The sequence below is a fragment of the Bradyrhizobium sp. Gha genome, assembly GCF_900113735.1.
Taxonomy (GTDB): Bacteria; Pseudomonadota; Alphaproteobacteria; order Rhizobiales; family Xanthobacteraceae; genus Bradyrhizobium.
On record NZ_FOQM01000003.1, the window covers coordinates 40,860 to 57,318 of the forward strand.

15 protein-coding genes and 2 pseudogenes are annotated in these 16,459 nt (G+C 63.0%); 14 read left to right on the forward strand and 3 right to left on the reverse strand.

The genetic code is table 11. The annotated features are described in order from the left end of the window. The first annotated feature begins 1 nt into the window (after window position 1). The 10 genes from BM222_RS05830 to BM222_RS05875 all read left to right on the forward strand — a co-directional run bounded on the left by BM222_RS05830 (window position 2) and on the right by BM222_RS05875 (window position 10,814). The gene (locus BM222_RS05830; RefSeq protein ID WP_092227344.1) at window positions 2-601 is read left to right on the forward strand and encodes a TetR/AcrR family transcriptional regulator; all 600 of its coding nucleotides are present in this window, start codon (window positions 2-4) and stop codon (window positions 599-601) included. A 184-nt stretch (window positions 602-785) separates the two neighbouring features. Beyond that, complete coding sequence (locus tag BM222_RS05835; RefSeq protein ID WP_092227733.1) at window positions 786-1,409, forward strand: flavin reductase family protein; 624 nt, start codon at window positions 786-788, stop codon at window positions 1,407-1,409. 152 nt (window positions 1,410-1,561) lie between these two features. Next, on the forward strand, window positions 1,562-2,662 hold the full coding sequence (locus tag BM222_RS05840; RefSeq protein ID WP_143105899.1) for a hypothetical protein: 1,101 nt from the start codon (window positions 1,562-1,564) through the stop codon (window positions 2,660-2,662). Window positions 2,663-2,777: 115 nt separating this feature from the next. Beyond that, the gene (locus BM222_RS05845; protein ID WP_143105900.1) at window positions 2,778-3,404 is read left to right on the forward strand and encodes a hypothetical protein; all 627 of its coding nucleotides are present in this window, start codon (window positions 2,778-2,780) and stop codon (window positions 3,402-3,404) included. A gap of 4 nt (window positions 3,405-3,408) precedes the next feature. Beyond that, window positions 3,409-4,137, forward strand: coding sequence for a hypothetical protein (locus BM222_RS05850; RefSeq protein ID WP_143105901.1), 729 nt, complete (start codon window positions 3,409-3,411; stop codon window positions 4,135-4,137). 195 nt (window positions 4,138-4,332) lie between these two features. Next, window positions 4,333-6,600, forward strand: a complete 2,268-nt coding sequence (locus tag BM222_RS05855) for an acyl-CoA dehydrogenase (RefSeq protein WP_177243035.1) — start codon at window positions 4,333-4,335, stop codon at window positions 6,598-6,600. Next, on the forward strand, window positions 6,600-7,883 hold the full coding sequence (locus BM222_RS05860; RefSeq protein ID WP_092227349.1) for an acetyl-CoA C-acetyltransferase: 1,284 nt from the start codon (window positions 6,600-6,602) through the stop codon (window positions 7,881-7,883). Before BM222_RS05855 ends, BM222_RS05860 begins: the two co-directional genes overlap by 1 nt. 2 nt (window positions 7,884-7,885) lie before the next feature. Continuing rightward, on the forward strand, window positions 7,886-9,982 hold the full coding sequence (locus BM222_RS05865) for a 3-hydroxyacyl-CoA dehydrogenase NAD-binding domain-containing protein (protein WP_177243036.1): 2,097 nt from the start codon (window positions 7,886-7,888) through the stop codon (window positions 9,980-9,982). Window positions 9,983-9,989: 7 nt separating this feature from the next. Next, window positions 9,990-10,400, forward strand: coding sequence for an acyl-CoA thioesterase (locus tag BM222_RS05870; RefSeq protein ID WP_092227351.1), 411 nt, complete (start codon window positions 9,990-9,992; stop codon window positions 10,398-10,400). 222 nt (window positions 10,401-10,622) lie between these two features. Beyond that, window positions 10,623-10,814 (forward strand): hypothetical protein, encoded by a 192-nt coding sequence (locus BM222_RS05875; RefSeq protein WP_092227352.1) that lies wholly within the window; start codon window positions 10,623-10,625, stop codon window positions 10,812-10,814. A 68-nt stretch (window positions 10,815-10,882) separates the two neighbouring features. Here BM222_RS05875 and BM222_RS05880 read toward each other — a convergent pair whose 3' ends face one another. Next, window positions 10,883-11,335 carry a nuclear transport factor 2 family protein gene (locus tag BM222_RS05880; protein WP_092227734.1) on the reverse strand — a complete coding sequence of 151 codons (453 nt, stop codon included), beginning with the start codon at window positions 11,333-11,335 and terminating at the stop codon, window positions 10,883-10,885. Window positions 11,336-11,489: 154 nt separating this feature from the next. Between BM222_RS05880 and BM222_RS05885 the strand changes: the two genes are divergently transcribed. Beyond that, window positions 11,490-12,164 carry an HAD family hydrolase gene (locus BM222_RS05885; protein WP_092227353.1) on the forward strand — a complete coding sequence of 225 codons (675 nt, stop codon included), beginning with the start codon at window positions 11,490-11,492 and terminating at the stop codon, window positions 12,162-12,164. An 81-nt stretch (window positions 12,165-12,245) separates the two neighbouring features. After that, the gene (locus tag BM222_RS05890; RefSeq protein WP_092227735.1) at window positions 12,246-13,085 is read left to right on the forward strand and encodes a DeoR/GlpR family DNA-binding transcription regulator; all 840 of its coding nucleotides are present in this window, start codon (window positions 12,246-12,248) and stop codon (window positions 13,083-13,085) included. A 4-nt stretch (window positions 13,086-13,089) separates the two neighbouring features. On the opposite strand, the pseudogene BM222_RS05895 reads toward BM222_RS05890, so the two are convergent. Beyond that, a pseudogene (locus tag BM222_RS05895) lies at window positions 13,090-13,218 on the reverse strand (VapC toxin family PIN domain ribonuclease); the annotation flags it as partial. A gap of 82 nt (window positions 13,219-13,300) precedes the next feature. After that, window positions 13,301-13,496, reverse strand: a pseudogene (locus tag BM222_RS41910) (type II toxin-antitoxin system Phd/YefM family antitoxin); the annotation flags it as partial. A gap of 271 nt (window positions 13,497-13,767) precedes the next feature. Between BM222_RS41910 and glpD the strand changes: the two are divergent. Beyond that, the gene (gene glpD / locus BM222_RS05905; RefSeq protein WP_092227355.1) at window positions 13,768-15,318 is read left to right on the forward strand and encodes a glycerol-3-phosphate dehydrogenase; all 1,551 of its coding nucleotides are present in this window, start codon (window positions 13,768-13,770) and stop codon (window positions 15,316-15,318) included. After that, window positions 15,315-16,454, forward strand: a complete 1,140-nt coding sequence (locus BM222_RS05910) for an ABC transporter ATP-binding protein (RefSeq protein ID WP_092227356.1) — start codon at window positions 15,315-15,317, stop codon at window positions 16,452-16,454. Before glpD ends, BM222_RS05910 begins: the two co-directional genes overlap by 4 nt. Window positions 16,455-16,459 lie beyond the last annotated feature (5 nt).

Below are 16,459 nucleotides of genomic sequence, written 5' to 3' on the forward strand. Positions count from 1 at the left end.
CATGACACTGGTTTCGGAACATATCGAAGGCGACACCCGGGATCGTATTCTCGAGGTGGCCGAGCGGCTGTTCCGCCAGATCGGCTATCAGAAGACCACGGTCGGGGACATCGCCAAAGAGCTCCGGATGAGTCCCGCCAACGTCTATCGCTTCTTCGAATCGAAGAAGGCGATCCACCAATCGGTGGCGCGGGCCCTCATGGGCGAGGTCGAGCTCGAGGCCCGGCGCATCGTGGCAAGGCCCGGTGCGGTGATCCCGCGCTTCCGCGAGCTGCTCACCACCATCAACCGCATGAACACCGAGCGCTATGTCGGTGACAACAAGCTGCACGAGATGGTCGAGGTCGCGATGCAGGAGGACTGGGAGGTCTGCGTCACCCACATGGAGTGCATTGCCGGCGTGATCGGCCAGATGATCGCGCAGGGCGCCGCCTCCGGCGAGTTCGAGGCCCCGGACCTGCAACTGGCCTCGCTGTGTGCCTGCACCGCCATGATGCGTTTCTTCCACCCCCAGATGATCGCGCAGTGCGCCACCAAGCCCGGCCCCTCGATCGACCAGATGATCGATTTCGTCATCGCGGCTCTGTCGCCGCGCCACTGACCCGGCGGCGGGATTCCCCCTATAACCAGGCTCGCGGCGCCCTCAACGGCGGATGGCGAGCGACGACCTATCAACACACTCCGTCATTGGGAGCGAAGCGAAGCATCCAGACTTGTCTCCGAGGAGGTGTCTCCGAGGAGGGATACTGGATGCTTCGCTCGCAATGACGAAAAGGAAGCAGCGCGTGACCGACAAAGACCTGTACTTCTATGAGCCCGCCAAAGGCCACGGCCTCAGGCACGATCCCTTCAACGCCATCATCGCGCCGCGACCGATCGGCTGGATCTCGTCGCGCGATACCAAGGGCCACGTCAACCTTGCGCCCTACAGCTTCTTCAACGCGTTCTGCTATGTGCCGCCGATCATCGGCTTTTCCTCCACAAACTGGAAGGACTCGGTCGAGAACATCAAGCAGACCGGCGAGTTCGTCTGGAATCTCGCCACCATGGATTTGGCCAGGCAGATGAACGCGACCGCCGCGCATGTCGCCTCCGACGTCGACGAGTTCGAGATCGCGGGCCTCACCGCCGTGCCCGGCAAGCTCGTCAATGTGCCACGCGTCGGCGAAAGCCCGGTCGCCTTCGAGTGCAAGGTATCCGACATCGTCCGCCTCAAGGGTGCCGACGGCAAGGAGGCCGACGCCTGGCTGACCCTGGGCGAGGTCGTCGCCGTCCACATCGACAAGGCCATGATCAAGGACGGCGTCTACCAGACGGCCGCCGCCCGCCCGATCGTGCGCGCTGGCCGTCGCGGCGATTATTTCGAGATCAAGCCGGAAAACATGTTCGAGATGGTCCGGCCGGATTAGGCCGGGCCTCGTTCACGAGCGATGTGACCGGAGCTTCTAGCCTGGTTCAACTGCTCTCGGGATAACCGGGGACGGGCATACAACCTTCGATTGACTTAAATTTTCTGGACCGCCAAGCTGAGTGGCGCGGGAATAGTCTATTGGGGGTCATTATGAAGACTATGATGTTCGCCGTTGCTGCAACGGCATTCTGGATCAATTCCGACAAATCCGCTTGGGCTGCCGAGCCGGATCCGATTGCTACATTTGCTTCATCGTTTGGTGCGCAATCAAAGTGCGCGATGGTTTTGCCCACGGCTGCCCAAACCACTCGCAGCTCGAATCGCATTGGTGCGATCGCTCAATACCAGACGTCGAACGGTAAACCCTATGACGCCGAGACCGAGAATCCGACCCAGATCGTGACGATGGCTGAAAGCAAGCCTTGGTGCGCGCCAAAGTCGTGGCCATTACCAGTCGCGAACGATTACCAGGGCGGCGGGACTGTCGATCTTCGGCAAAGGGTGATCGACGCGGGAGTCGATTTCAACGTTACCTTAAACAAAGTCTTCAATTTGGTTGATCTGACAGCGAACTATGTCGATGCTGTCGCCTACGGTGTCGACGATCTCAAATATTTTCTGGCCGACACGGGTGACCAGAAGGACGCCATTCGAAGCATCATTTCTCGTGGGGAAGACTGTGCGGAGTCGCTTGCTTCGCAAAAGTCTCAAATGGTCTATCGCATCTGCACAGGCACAATCAAATTAGGCGTCTATTACAAGCGGGAGGTCAAGGGCTCGTTGGTTGATCTGACATTGAGTGCACTGAAGGTAAATTTCGACGTGCACTTCCTCGATCAGTTGAGCAGTGTGAAGCCGTGCAAGAATGACGCTCCGGCCGCGCCTAGCAAGCCGGCTGCAGCTGTCGCGCCAGCGACGAAGGGCGCTGCCGCCACGTCGAAGCCAGCGTCGACCACCGTCACACCGGAAGCCGTGGGAGCGGCCGTGGCCGCGGCCTTGACCGCGATGTCAAAAGATCAATCGGCAAACACGGGAGCAGCCCCTGCGCCGAAGGCTACCGATACGCCCGCAAAGACATCGACAGCCAGCCCCGATCCTCAGAAATGTTACGACATCGCCTACTTTACGAGCTCGCCCAATGCAGTGATCGGCGTGCGGCTTTCGGCGACCGGCACAGGCGACGGGTCGGTAGCTGCCTTGGTCAAAGCGGTGACCAAAAAGCCCGAGACCGCCTCTGCGGCGCATCAATAGGTGTACCGTGAAAAAAACGGCAATCACGCTTTGTGCGGTCGCCGCGTTAGGAGGTTGCGCCCGCGAACCTTCCCTCCGGTCTGCCGTATTTCAGAAATTCCAGGGGCAGGTCACGATGCTGGATCCCGTGGCTACCCCGCCGGGATCTCCTAGCAAATATTACAAGAGAAATTCGTACCCCTACGTGCCGGGTACATTTGTTCTCGCCTCGGTGCAGAAACCGAAGGACGTGTTCAACGGTCTCGCGGAAGTCTGGCGGATCGTTCATCAGCAGAAGAACTACTGCCAGCAGCGCGCCGTAAAACTATTCGATTCCGGCGTTCTCGAACGACAAATTGATTATACAGATGACTATCGTCTCGATGCGACGCTCTCTTGGGATCCGCAAACCTGGTTCAACAAGAACGCCATCCGGGCTACTTACGAAGACATCTCAGACAATGAGATCGGGCGGCTTCGTAGGGTTACTATCAGTTTGAGCAATCTGCGGGTTTATTCGCTGACGCCGGAGCAATGGGACAAGGCGATGGCTGACCTCAAGGGGCGTCACTGCATGACGCGACTGGCTGCGCAAGGGTCATTGGTGACTATCAAGAAGGTGATCCTGGGTGATGTTAAGGTCGAAACACAATATGCTGGAGGCGTCAGGTTGAAGACGGATATTCTCAAACTTCATATTTTGCAATCGGCAGGCAACCTGAGCGCGAACAAGAATGCAATATTGGGAGTCATCACGAACTAGATGGGTGTTGAAAGTCGCGGGTGTCGCATGTCTGCTTGTGAGCGCGATCTTTGCATGGTGCAATGAAGTCCACGCTGGCGATCTGCCATCGCTGGATGGCTCGATCTCTCTTGAGATAGCCAAAGACTTCCACGTACCCAGGCTGACGCTTCCATTTCAGAAGATCAAGTGCCGTTTGGGCGCGGATGGCGATTGTACCGGGCCAGCCAAATCCGTGGCTGGCATTGGGCTGTTGACAGTGATTTCCGGGCGGAACGGTACATCGCGCGAGAACGGCTCGGATCAGATATGCGCGCCATCTCTCGAAACAATGACGAAAGTTCCTGAGAGCGACACGACAAAGCTCGGGCAGAGAGCGTACCGCGTCCCGGCGGAAAAAGTGCGCGGAGAGCTCGGCCAATTGCTAAATGTCGAATTGCCTGAAGGTAATTACACAGATTTGCAGTTCATCATCATCGGCGCCGCTCAGGATCAAAGTGACTACCCGCCGCCTCGGTTTCGACGCGAGGTCGCAGAGGCTTGTCCAGGTCGGCCCCAGCTCCTGGTAACGCGGCTCATTCGAGCACGATTGAGTCTGGCGTTCGATCAACGGGCGCTTCTCGCTCGGCCGCTTGAGGATGCGTTAAAAAAAACCGGCTTTGTCCGAGGCGGTCCAGCGCTGCCAAATCTGTTCGTCAGCACGGATGTTTATCTGCTTGGCTTCTTCGCACTGCCGCTCAGCGAGACGCCCTAGGCGGTAATTTGCACCTGCACCTGTTTCGGCGGCAGTGGAACCCGTGCTGGTTTTGGCTGTTGTTATTTCCGCTTCATTGGCGTTCAATTCCACTCCATTGCACTTGGATGTGCCCCGCAATTCTAGTGGGGGCATCAGTTCGGCCAATTGCAAGCTCGGCCCGCTCGCGCCGCTACTCCCACCATGAGGTCCGCCATGAGCTTCCGCCGCGACACCCTGACCAAGCCGATCTTCTCTTGGGCGCGCGGCGTGCTGCCGGCGATGTCCGATACCGAGCGCGAGGCGCTGGAGGCCGGTGACGTCTGGTGGGATGCCGATCTCTTCACCGGCAACCCTGATTGGTCGAAGCTGCTGAAGATCCCGCAGGCGACATTGACCGAGGAGGAGCGGGCCTTCCTCAACGGTCCCGTCGACGAGCTCTGCGCCATGCTCGATGAATGGAAGATCTTTTGGGAATGGCGCGACCTGCCGCCCGATGTCTGGCACTTCATCAAGCGCGAAAAATTCTTCGGCATGATCATCCCGAAGGAATTTGGCGGCCTCGGCTTCTCACCCTATGCGCATTCGGAAGTGGTGCGGAAAATCTCGACACGTTCGATCGCGGCCGCCGTCACGGTCATGGTGCCGAACTCGCTCGGTCCCGGCGAGCTCCTGATGCGCTTCGGCACCAGGGAGCAGCAGGAGCGCTGGCTGCCGCGCCTGGCCGATGGCCGCGACATTCCCTGCTTCGGCCTCACCAGTCCGGAGGCCGGCTCCGATGCGGCTTCGATGGTCGACAGCGGCATCATCTGCAAGGGCGTATTCGAGGGCCGCGAGGTCACAGGCCTCAGGCTCAACTGGCACAAGCGGTACATCACGCTTGGTCCCGTCGCGACGTTGCTCGGCCTCGCGTTCAAGGCCTATGATCCCGATCATCTCGTGGGCCAGCAGGAAGAGCTCGGCATCACCGTGGCGCTGATCCCGACCGATCTCCCCGGCGTCGAGATCGGCCACCGCCATCTGCCCTCGATGCAGGTGTTCCAGAACGGCCCTAACTGGGGCCGCGATGTCTTCATCCCGCTCGACTATGTCATCGGCGGTAAAGAACGCCTCGGGCAGGGTTGGAAGATGCTGATGACGGCGCTTGCCGCCGGCCGCGGCATCTCGCTGCCGTCGCTCTCGGCCGCTGGCGCCGCCTATGCCGCCCGTACCACCGGCGCCTATGCGCGCATCCGCGAGCAGTTCGGCATCTCCATCTCCAAGTTCGAAGGCGTCGAGGAGCCGCTCGCGCGGATTGTCGCCACCGCTTATCAGCTCGACGCGGCGCGGCGGCTGACCTGCGCGGCGCTGAATGCCGGCGTCCATCCCGCCGTGATATCAGGCATCATGAAGCTGCACGCGACCGAGCGGATGCGGATCGCGATCGACGACGCGATGGACATCCACGGTGGCAAGGCCGTGATCGACGGCCCGCAAAACTATCTCGGCAATCTCCACCGCGCCGTGCCTGTCGGCATCACGGTCGAGGGCGCCAACATCCTCACGCGCAATCTCATCGTGTTCGGCCAGGGCGCGATCCGCGCGCATCCCTATCTGCTGGACGAGATGAATGCGCTGGCCGATACCGACCGGGAGCGCGGGCTCACCGGGTTCGACAAGGCGTTCTGGAAGCATCTCGGCCACAGTTTCCGGACGCTGTTCCGCGCCTTCGGCCGGAGCTGGACCTTTGGCGCCTTCGCGCTTGCGCCCGATGCAGGCGATGCCACGCCATTCTATCGTCAGCTTTCGCGTTACTCCGCTGCGTTCGCACTCTGCGCCGACATGGCGCTGCTGACGCTTGGCGGCGCGCTGAAGCGCAAGGAGATGCTGTCGGCGCGCTTCGGCGACATCCTCGCCGAGCTGTATCTGCTCTCGGCCGCGCTGAAGCGCTGGCAGGACGAAGGCCGGCAGAAGGAGGATTTTGCCGCGCTGGAATGGTGCATGGCGACCGGCTTCAGGACCATCGAGGTCAGGCTCGCCGAAATCCTTGCCAACCTGCCGAACCGCTTCGTCGCCGTCATCCTCAAGCTCGTGGTCCAGCCCTTCGGCGCCCGCGTGCTCGGCCCGTCCGACCGCGTCGTGCACCAATGCGGTGGCATTGTGCTGGAGCCCTCGGCCGCGCGCGAGCGCCTGACGCCGGATCTTGCTCGTGTCGACGACGACAGCGGCTTTGCGCGGCTGGAGCGCGCGTTCAAGCTGGTGACGGCCACGGACGCGATCGCCAAGCGCATGCGCGTCGCTGGAATCCGCGACTGGAAGGAAGCCCTCGCCAAGGGCGTGATCACGCAGCCCGAGGGCGAGCAGCTCGCTTCCGCTCACGAGGCCGTCACAAAAGTCATCGAGGTCGACGATTTTGCGCCGGAGGCGCTGTCGCCGATTTACAAGAAAACCGGCGACGTGCATCAGTTCTTCCAGGAACTCGGTGAGCAGAGGGCGGCGAGCTGATGGCACGACCGGTATTCATCGTCGACGGCAGCCGGACCCCGTTTCTCAAGGCGCGCTCCGGGCCCGGCCCGTTCACGCCTGTCGATCTCGCCGTGCAATGCGGACGGCCGCTTTTGGCGCGCCAACCGTTCGCGGCTACGGATTTCGACCAGCTCATCCTTGGCTGCGTCAACGTGATCGCCGACGAGATGAACCCGGCCCGGGTCGCCGCGCTCCGCCTCGGCATGGGCGAAGACATGGTTGCCTTCACCGTGCAGATCAACTGCGGCTCCGGCATGCAGTCGATCGATACCGCCTATCGCTACATCCGCGAAGGCCATGCCGACATGATCCTGGCTGGCGGCACCGAGGCGTTGAGCCACGCGCCGCTGGTCTGGCCGAATTCCGGCGTGCGCTGGTTCGCAGGGCTCGCCACCGCCAAGGGCGTGGCCGCGAAGCTCGCCGCAGCCTTCAGGCTTCGCCCTCGTTATCTCAAGCCCATCATCGGGCTGGAGCGCGGACTGACCGATCCCATCACCGAATTGAACATGGGCCAAACCGCAGAAGTGGTCGGCCATCTCTTCGGCATTACCCGCGCACAATCGGATGCCTATGCGGCCGAGAGTCATCGCCGTCTTGCGCATGCGCAAGACGCGGGTTTTCTGAAAGGCGAGGTCGAGACCGCGTTCTCCCGCGACGGCAAATTCTTCGACCATGACGACGGCGTGCGCCCGGACTCCACGGCCGAGACGCTGGCAAAGCTCCGGCCGGTATTCGAGCGTCCCTGGGGCCAGGTCACTGCCGGCAATTCCTCGCAGATCACCGACGGCGCCTCCTGGGTGATCCTGGCGTCCGACGCGGCGGTGGCCAAACACAAGCTGACGCCGAAGGCTGCCATCGTCGACAGCAATTGGGCCGCGCTCGATCCTTCCATCATGGGGCTCGGTCCCGTGATGTCTGCAACGCCGCTCCTGACCCGCAACAATCTCGCTCTCGGGGACGTCGATACCTGGGAGTTGAACGAGGCGTTTGCGACGCAGGTGCTCGGCTGCCTCGCTGCCTGGAACGATGACAAATTCTGCCGCGAGATTCTCGGGCTCGACGGCGCGGCCGGCCAGATCGAGCGCGACAAACTCAACGTCGATGGTGGCGCTATCTCCCTCGGCCATCCCGTCGGCACCTCCGGCAACCGCATCGTGCTGCATCTCGTCAACGCCATGAAACGGCTCGGCACGCGGCGCGGTATTGCGACCGAATGCATTGGTGGCGGGCTCGGCGGTGCCATGCTGATCGAGGCGGTGTGACCATGGATTCCAAGATCATGACCGCGCTCGGCGACCGCGTGCTGGAGCTCGGGCCCAAGCCGGCGGCAGACGGCCCGTACAAGCATTTCAAGCTGACGCGCGATGCCGATGGCGTCGCCTGGCTGTTGTTCGATCGCGCCGAGACCAGCGCCAACACGCTCTCTTCGGACGTGATGGAGGAGTTCGACGCCGTACTCGCGGCGATCGAGACTGAGCGCCCCGCCGGCCTGGTGATCCGCTCTGCAAAACCGTCCGGCTTCATCGCGGGCGCCGATGTCAACGAATTCCGTGGCGCATCCGATCCGGAGATGGTGGAGACACGCATTCGTGCCGCACATGCGGTGGTCGACCATCTGGAGGCGCTGAAGCTGCCGACCGTCGCGGTCATTCACGGCTTCTGCCTCGGTGGCGGGCTCGAAGTCGCGCTGGCTTGTCAGTCGCGCATTGCCATCGACGGTGCGCGCTTCGGCTTTCCGGAGGTGATGCTGGGGCTGCATCCCGGCCTCGGTGGCACCGCGCGGTTCACCGCGCTGGTCAATCCGACCCAGTCGATGGCGCTGATGCTGACCGGGCGCACCATCGACGCGCGCCGCGCCAAGTCGCTCGGCCTCGTCGACGCCGTGACGCAGGAGCGCCATGTCCGGGGCGCGGTGAAGGACGCGCTGTTCGGGCGCCTGAAGCGGACGCGTCCGGGCTTCCTGACGCGCGCCGCCAATTTCGGGCCGATGCGCGGCCTGCTCGCGAAACGCATGCGCTCGGAGGCGGCGAAGGCCGCTTCCCGCGAGCACTATCCCGCGCCCTACGCGCTGATCGATCTCTGGGAGACGCATGGCGGCAGCAAGGCTGCGATGTTGAAGGCGGAGCAGGTTTCGTTCGCCAAATTGATGGTGACGCCGACCGCGCAGAATCTCATCCGGGTGTTCTTCCTGCGCGAGCAGATGAAGAAATCCGCCGGCTCCGGCAACATTGTAAAGCACGTCCACGTCATCGGCGCCGGCGCCATGGGCGGCGACATCGCGGCCTGGGTCGCCGGGCAGGGGCTACGCGTCTCGCTCGCCGACATGAAGCCGGAGCCGATCGCTGGCGCGGTGAAGCGCGCCGCCGAGCTCTATGGCAAGATCATCCGCAAGCCGATCGAGGTGCGCGACGCGCTCGATCGGCTGATCCCTGACATGGACGGCGAGGGCGTGCGCAACGCCGACCTCATCATCGAGGCGGTGCCGGAAAAGCTCGAGCTGAAGCAGAAGGTCCATGCCGCCCTCGAGCCCAGGATGAAGCCGGGTGCGATTCTTGCCACCAACACGTCGAGCATCCCGCTTGGGGATCTCCGCACCACGCTCTCGCGGCCGGAGCGCCTTGTCGGGCTGCACTTCTTCAATCCGGTATCGCGGTTGCAACTGGTCGAAATCGTCAGCCACGATGGCAACGACGCGCAAGTTCTGAAAGAAGCGCTCGCCTTTGTCGGCGCGATCGACCGCCTGCCGTTACAGGTGAAGAGCTCGCCCGGCTTCCTCGTCAACCGCGCGCTGACCCCCTACATGCTGGAAGCGATGGTGATGCTGGACGAGAAGATTGACCAGCGCCTGATCGATGCGGCCGCCGAACAGTTCGGCATGCCGATGGGACCGATCGAGCTCGCCGACCAGGTTGGGCTCGACATCTGTCTCGACGTTGGCGACATGCTGCGCAGCAAATTTGGCGACCTGCTGCCACCCACGCCTGCATGGTTGCGCGACAAAGTCGCCAAGGGCGAGCTCGGCCGCAAGACGGGCAAGGGCTTCTACACCTGGAAGGACGGCAAGGCTGAAAAGGCGCCGTTGCCCGAGACCGGTCCTCGCGTCACGGACCAGATGATCGACCGCCTGGTGCTGCCGATGTCCAATGTCTGCGTCGCGGCTCTGCGCGAAGGCATCGTCGACGACCCCGAGGCGGTCGACGGCGCCATGATCTTCGGCACCGGCTATGCGCCGTTCCGCGGCGGGCCGCTGAACTATGCGCGTGCGCGCGGCACGGAAAACGTCGTATCGACCATGCGCGCGCTGGCCGAGCGATTCGGCGGCCGCTTCGCGCCCGATCCGGGCTGGGACAATTTCAAGTGAGATCCGCATGACCGAAAAGTCCGGGGCCGAGCCGAGCGGCGATCTCTGCATCCGCACGCTGGCGATGCCCGCCGATACCAATGCCAATGGCGACATTTTCGGGGGCTGGCTGCTCAGCCAGATGGACGTCGGTGGCGGCGTGTTTGCGTCGAAGACTGCGAAGTCGCGCACCGTCACCGTCGCGATCGACGCGATGAACTTTCGCAAGGCGGTCTATGTCGGCGATCTCGTCTCGGTCTACGCCACCCTCGTGCGCGTCGGCCGCACCTCGTTGACCGTCCATCTCGAAGCGTGGGCGCTGCGGCGGCGCGAGCTGCAGCCGATCCTGGTGACCGACGGCAATTTCACTTACGTCTCGATCGACGACAACGGCCACCCGCAAGCGATCCAGCGCAACGATCCGCCGATCGCGACATGATCGCATGCGGCGCTCTGTCTCATCCCGCGAAGGCGTGCAGTGTTAGGAAACGCGGCGCGAGTGAGTCAACGCGTCGCGCCTTCGCCAACAACCAGTCATAAAACGGATGAGGTCCCGGCGTACTCAATAGCCCGTCGATTCGGGGTGGAAACCGGTTGATTTGCCCTAGGAACCTTTGGGCAGACACGCCGTTATTTGCCCGCACTGAGGAATCCACGGGACATGCCGGACAGCTATATCATCGAAGTGAATTCGCAGACCGCGGGCATCGTGGTCCGCGGGCAAGGCGGCTACTGCTTCTTCGCCTCGTCTGACCAATTCAACCGGCTCGAAGGCCAGCTCTTCCGCAACGCCCGCGAAGCCGAGCGTGCCGCGCGCAAGCTGGTGAATGGCGATGTGAGGGAGGCGGCGTAGATTGCGTTCTCGTCATTCCGGGCGCGCCTGGAGCGAGCCCGGAATCGATGCTGCTGCGACCGCTTTGATTACAGCTTCGTCGCGGCGCGCGATAGGAGCTTCCAATCGTCGCCCCGCTTCTGCCAGTTCATCAGGATGTGAAGATTGGTCGGCACTTTTTTCCCGTCGGCCGCCATTTCCTGTTCCGCGATCCAGTGGAAGCGCACGATCGCGGCGGGGCCGACGACCTTGATGGTCGGGTCCTTGTATTCAATCGAGAGAAACGTTGATTTGCGGTCGGTGGCATTGGTGACGAAGGTCGCCTTGTCCTCGACCTTGCCGCTGGAATGGCTGTAGCTCAGCTCGTCCCAGCACAGCGCGCCGAGCGCCTTGGGATCAGCCGCGATCTGGGCGAGGCGGAAGGCCTCGACCTGCTTGGCCACGGCCTCTTCGTCCGCTGAGGCCGCGAGCGCCGGTGTCGAGAGCGCAAGCGCGGAGATGGCGAAAGTCGAGAGAGCCAGATCGCGTCGGTTGATCGTCATCGTTTCCTCCTTTTTGATCTTGCACGGAGTTTTGCAGCCGGGTGCGCGGTTGTCGAGTGGCGCGTGGTCGTCATGCGTGTACGTCATTGCGCGCCTAACGCTCAATTGATACGTCTTCCGCATCGGTGCATCGCGCATTTGGGAAAGTCCAGACATGATCGAGACGATGGGCAGGGCGTTGCTGTTCGATATCGACGGCACGCTCGCCAATACCGACCCGCTGCACTTGAAGGCGTTCAACCAGGTGCTCGGTCCTCGCGGCCATGTCTTCGATCACGCGCGCTTCTCGAAGGAACTGCAAGGCTTCGCCAATGTCGCGATCGGCGAGCGGTTTTTGCCCGATGAAACGCTGGAGCGGCGTGCCGCCATCCTGGACGAGAAAGAAGAAGTGTTCCGCGCCCTCGTTGCGGGTCATATCGAGCCGCTGCCAGGGCTGATGGCGCTGCTCGACCGCGCGGATAGCGCCGGGATTCCCATGGTCGCCGTCACCAATGCGCCGCGCCTCAATGCCGAGCTGCTGCTCTCCGGCCTCGGCATCACGGAGCGGTTCGAGGCGCTTGTGATCGGCGACGAGTTGCCGCACGGCAAACCGCATCCGCTGCCTTATCAGGAGGGTCTGCGCTTCGTCGGAGCCAGCGCGGCTGCGTCGATCGCGTTCGAGGATTCGCGCTCCGGCGTGCAGTCGGCCACCGCGGCCGGTATCCCGACGATCGGCATCCGGACCAGCCTCAGCGATGCTGACCTTGTTGGGTCAGGCGCGGTTGCCTCCGCGAGCGCTTTCGACGACCCGTCGCTGCTCGCGCGGCTGGCGAGCGCGATGGCGTGGTGAGGGTTTCATCCACGAACCACTCGGCGCGCATTGACCGCGCGCCCAAACCGCCGCACCATGCACCTTCTGGAGGCCATTGCCGTGACCGGATTGACCCATCGCCAAGCTGAAATCCTCAACATCGCCCGCGCCTCCGGCCGCGTCATGGTCGAAGAGCTGGCGCGCCGGTTCGAAGTCTCGGCGCAGACCATCCGGAAGGACCTCAACGATCTCTGCGAGCGCCGTTCGCTGACCCGCGTCCATGGCGGCGCGATCATCGCCTCCGGCGTCGAGAACCTCGCTTACGAGGCGCGCCGCTTCGTCGCCGCCGACGAGAAGAAGGCGATCGGCGCTGCGGCCGCGTCCCTGATCCCGAACGGTTGTTCGCTCTTCATCAACATCGGCACGACGACGGAAGAGGTGGCGAGCGCGCTGACCTCGCACGAAGATCTGCTCGTCATCACCAATAACCTCAATGTCGCCATGCTGCTCTACCGCCATCCCCGCATCGAGGTCGTGGTGGCCGGCGGCACGGTGCGGCGCGCCGACGGCGCGGTGGTCGGCTCGACGGCGACGCAGCTGATCGGCCAGTTCAAGGTCGATTACGCCATCATCGGCGCGTCCGCGATCGACGAGGAGGGCGCGCTGCTCGACTTCGACTATCGCGAGGTGCAGGTGGCACAGGCCATCATCGCCAACGCCCGCAGCGTCATGCTGGTGGCCGATTCCACAAAGCTTCGCCGCAGCGCGCCGGTTCGCATCGCCCATATCAGTCAGATCCAGACCTTCGTCACGGATCAGGAACTGCCGGAGCGCCTCGCCACCATCTGCCACGGCAAGGGCATCGAGGTGATGGCGGCGATGCCGAAGGGAGCGGAGGATATCGACGATACCCAGGCCGATGCGCAGGACACAGGGTCACCGGTGGTGCGGTTGAGGTAGAGGTCTATGGGCCGTCCCACGGATTGAGCAGCGGAATGCCGAATGCGGCAAAGTCCTTCACGGTACGCGTGACGAGTGTGAGCGTGTTGGCAAGCGCGGCTGCTGCGAACAATCCATCCATCACCGAAAACCCGATGCCACCCCAGCGCGCCGGCCGCTGAGCCTCCGACAGTACATTGGTGTCGAGGAGCAGGTTCACGGCATCTCGTCACGTGGTCGTCGTGCGCACGTTCAAGGTCGAGTTCGGCGCCGCGCAGCGGCGAACCCAGCAGGAAGTCGGCGAGCGTGCCTTTGCGCGCGGTTTTCCGTGCCCATTCTTCGGCAGAAACGATCACGGCGTCAGGCCCCGCCGTGACGGGTGATGATCTGGGGGCCCGCGTGGGCGCGATCGACCACCTCGGAGAGGCTCGCAAGCGTTCAGGTGTCGGCGTCAGCTGCTGCTGAGGCGGGAGCGGTACTATGATGGGGCATCAGTATGACGATCGATATAGCTGGCATGACCACCCAAGTGTGCGTTGCATCCAAATCGTCATCTTACGGTGCTCACTTCGAGAGCGATTTGCACACAGAAAAAGTTCCGCTTTCGCTTCCTTTCCCCTCTCTTTCGTCTTGCTTTCGTTTTTCGGTGTGATCTAATCAAAAACGAAAGTAGCCACTCGACTGAACGGGTGGTCGCCGGGGGATGCGTCTGTTGGATCGTATTTTCGACCTCGCCATCATTGGGGGCGGTGTTAACGGTTGCGGCATCGCGCGCGATGCGGTGGGCCGCGGCAACACCGTTTTCTTGTGCGAAATGAACGATTTGGCGAGCGGGACGTCATCCTGGTCGACCAAGCTGGTGCATGGCGGCCTGCGCTATCTCGAATATTACGAGTTTCGCCTGGTCCGCGAGGCGCTGATCGAGCGCGAGATTCTCTGGGGTATCGCGCCCCATATCATCCGCCCCCTGCGTTTCGTTTTGCCGCATCATGCCGGCCTGCGCCCGGCCTGGCTGCTGCGTCTCGGCCTCTTTCTCTATGACCACATCGGCGGTCGTCATTTGCTGCCGGCGACCCGCTCGCTCGATCTCAGGCGCGACGAAGTCGGCCGGCCGCTGATCCCGAATCGCTATAGCCGCGCCTTCGAATATTCCGACTGCTTCGTCGATGACGCTCGCCTGGTCGTGCTCAACGCGCGCGATGCAGCCGACAAGGGCGCGGAGATCCGCACCCGGACCCGTGCGACCGATATCAAGCAATCCGACGGTGTCTGGACCGTCAGCATGGTCGACACGCTGACCGGTGCGCGCTCGCAAATCCAGGCCCGCGCGCTGGTCAATGCCGGCGGCCCCTGGGTCGAGGACGTGCTCGGGCGCGGTGCCGGCGTCAACGCCAAGGCAAAGGTGCGCCTGGTGCAGGGGTCGCACATCGTGGTCAAGAAGCTCTACGACCACGACCGCGCCTACATGTTCCAGAACGCCGACGGTCGCATCATCTTCGTCATCCCCTACCAGGACGACTTCACGCTGATCGGCACCACCGACCGCGACTATGACGGCGATCCCGCCAAGGTGAAGGCGACGGCGGAGGAGATCCAGTATCTCTGTGCTGCCGCAAGCGAATACCTGGCCAAGCCGGTGACACCAGAGGACGTGGTCTGGACCTATTCCGGCGTGCGCCCGCTCTATGACGATGGGGCCAGCGAGGCCAAGGCCGCGACCCGCGACTACGTGTTCGAGCTCGATACGCCCGGCGGTTCGCCGTTGCTGTCGATCTATGGCGGCAAGATCACGACCTATCGCCGCCTTGCCGAAGAGGCGCTGGAACGGCTTGCGCCCTATCTTCGCAGCGCGAAAGCGCGCGAGGGCTGGACCGGCAAATGGCCGCTGCCGGGCGGCGACATGGATGTGTCGGCCGTCGATGGCCTGATCGCCGAACTCCAGCGCGGCTACCCCTTCCTGAGTCATGAGCATGCCCGACGTCTCGCGCGTGCCTATGGCACCCGTGCCATCAAATTGCTTGGCGACGCGAAATCGGCAGCCGATCTCGGACAGGCCTTTGGTGCAACTCTGACAGAACGTGAGGTTCGCTACCTGATGACCAACGAATGGGCGGTGACCGCCGAGGATATCGTCTGGCGCCGCTCCAAGCTCGGCCTGCGGCTATCAGCCGGCGAAATTGCCGCCCTGGACGACTGGATCAGGACCCATTTTGTGTCGCAAAGTCCTCTGCTGGAAGCAGGAGGACGCTCATGAGCGTGACACTCGATCACGTGACCCGGACCGTCGAGGGGGTTCCTCACATTCGCGACGTCTCTCTGACGCTCGAGAGCGGCACGCTCAACGTGCTGCTTGGGCCGACGCTGTCGGGCAAGACCTCGATCATGCGGCTGCTCGCGGGCCTCGACAAGCCGACCACGGGCAGGGTGCTGGTCAATGGCAAGGACGTCACCGGCGCCGACGTGCGCCAGCGTTCGGTCGCGATGGTCTATCAGCAGTTCATCAACTACCCCTCGCTCACGGTCTATGAGAACATCGCTTCTCCCTTGCGGGTGCAAGGCAAGCCGCGAGACGAGATCGAGGCACGCGTGGCGGAAGCCGCGCGCCTGCTGCGGCTCGAGCCGTTCCTGAAGCGCACGCCGCTCCAGCTCTCCGGTGGTCAGCAACAGCGCACCGCGATGGCGCGCGCGCTGGTGAAGGGCGCCGATCTCGTGCTGCTCGATGAGCCGCTCGCCAACCTCGACTACAAGCTGCGCGAGGAGCTGCGCGCCGAATTGCCGCGCATCTTCGAGGCATCGGGCGCGATCTTCGTCTATGCCACGACCGAGCCGACCGAGGCGCTGCTGCTCGGCGGCAACACCGTTTGCATGTGGGAGGGGCGGGCGCTCCAGATCGGCGGGACACCCAGTGTCTATCGTCAGCCGCAGACCCTGCGGGTCGCCCAAGTGTTTTCCGATCCGCCGCTCAATCTCGTCGGCATCGAGAAGAAGAACGGCTCGGTGCAATATGCGGGCGGCGTGGCCGCGCCGGCTTCCGGTCTCTATTCTTCACTCGCCGATGGCGCCTATCGCGTCGGTTTTCGCGCCCATCAGCTTGCGCTCGCCAATGGCCAGACTGACCGCCACGCCTTCCATGCAACGGTGACGGTGACCGAGATCACCGGTTCGGAGAGTTTCGTGCATTTGACTCGCGACGGATCGAACTGGGTTGCGGTGCTGCACGGCGTGCACGAGTTCGAGCCCGGCCAGACCATCGACGCCGTGCTCGATCCCAATGATGTCTTCGTCTTCGACGCGGCTGATCGCCTCGTCGCGGCGCCTGGTTCCATAGCGTTTTCAAGCGAAGTGCCTGGCGGTTCGCGTGAAGAAAACGCGTCAAAGAAAAAAGCCTGAGGGGA

Bases quoted from the DNA above. Each gene is read 5' to 3' on its own strand.
- BM222_RS05875 (WP_092227352.1), top strand. From the start codon at position 10,623: ATGCCGGACAGCTATATCATCGAAGTGAATTCGCAGACCGCGGGCATC.
- BM222_RS05840 (WP_143105899.1), top strand. From the start codon at position 1,562: ATGAAGACTATGATGTTCGCCGTTGCTGCAACGGCATTCTGGATCAAT.
- BM222_RS05885 (WP_092227353.1), top strand. From the start codon at position 11,490: ATGATCGAGACGATGGGCAGGGCGTTGCTGTTCGATATCGACGGCACG.
- BM222_RS05830 (WP_092227344.1), top strand. From the start codon at position 2: ATGACACTGGTTTCGGAACATATCGAAGGCGACACCCGGGATCGTATT.
- BM222_RS05845 (WP_143105900.1), top strand. From the start codon at position 2,778: ATGCTGGATCCCGTGGCTACCCCGCCGGGATCTCCTAGCAAATATTAC.
- BM222_RS05865 (WP_177243036.1), top strand. From the start codon at position 7,886: ATGGATTCCAAGATCATGACCGCGCTCGGCGACCGCGTGCTGGAGCTC.
- BM222_RS05860 (WP_092227349.1), top strand. From the start codon at position 6,600: ATGGCACGACCGGTATTCATCGTCGACGGCAGCCGGACCCCGTTTCTC.
- glpD (WP_092227355.1), top strand. From the start codon at position 13,768: ATGCGTCTGTTGGATCGTATTTTCGACCTCGCCATCATTGGGGGCGGT.
- BM222_RS05910 (WP_092227356.1), top strand. From the start codon at position 15,315: ATGAGCGTGACACTCGATCACGTGACCCGGACCGTCGAGGGGGTTCCT.
- BM222_RS05870 (WP_092227351.1), top strand. From the start codon at position 9,990: ATGACCGAAAAGTCCGGGGCCGAGCCGAGCGGCGATCTCTGCATCCGC.
- BM222_RS05880 (WP_092227734.1), bottom strand. From the start codon at position 11,335: ATGACGATCAACCGACGCGATCTGGCTCTCTCGACTTTCGCCATCTCC.
- BM222_RS05855 (WP_177243035.1), top strand. From the start codon at position 4,333: ATGAGCTTCCGCCGCGACACCCTGACCAAGCCGATCTTCTCTTGGGCG.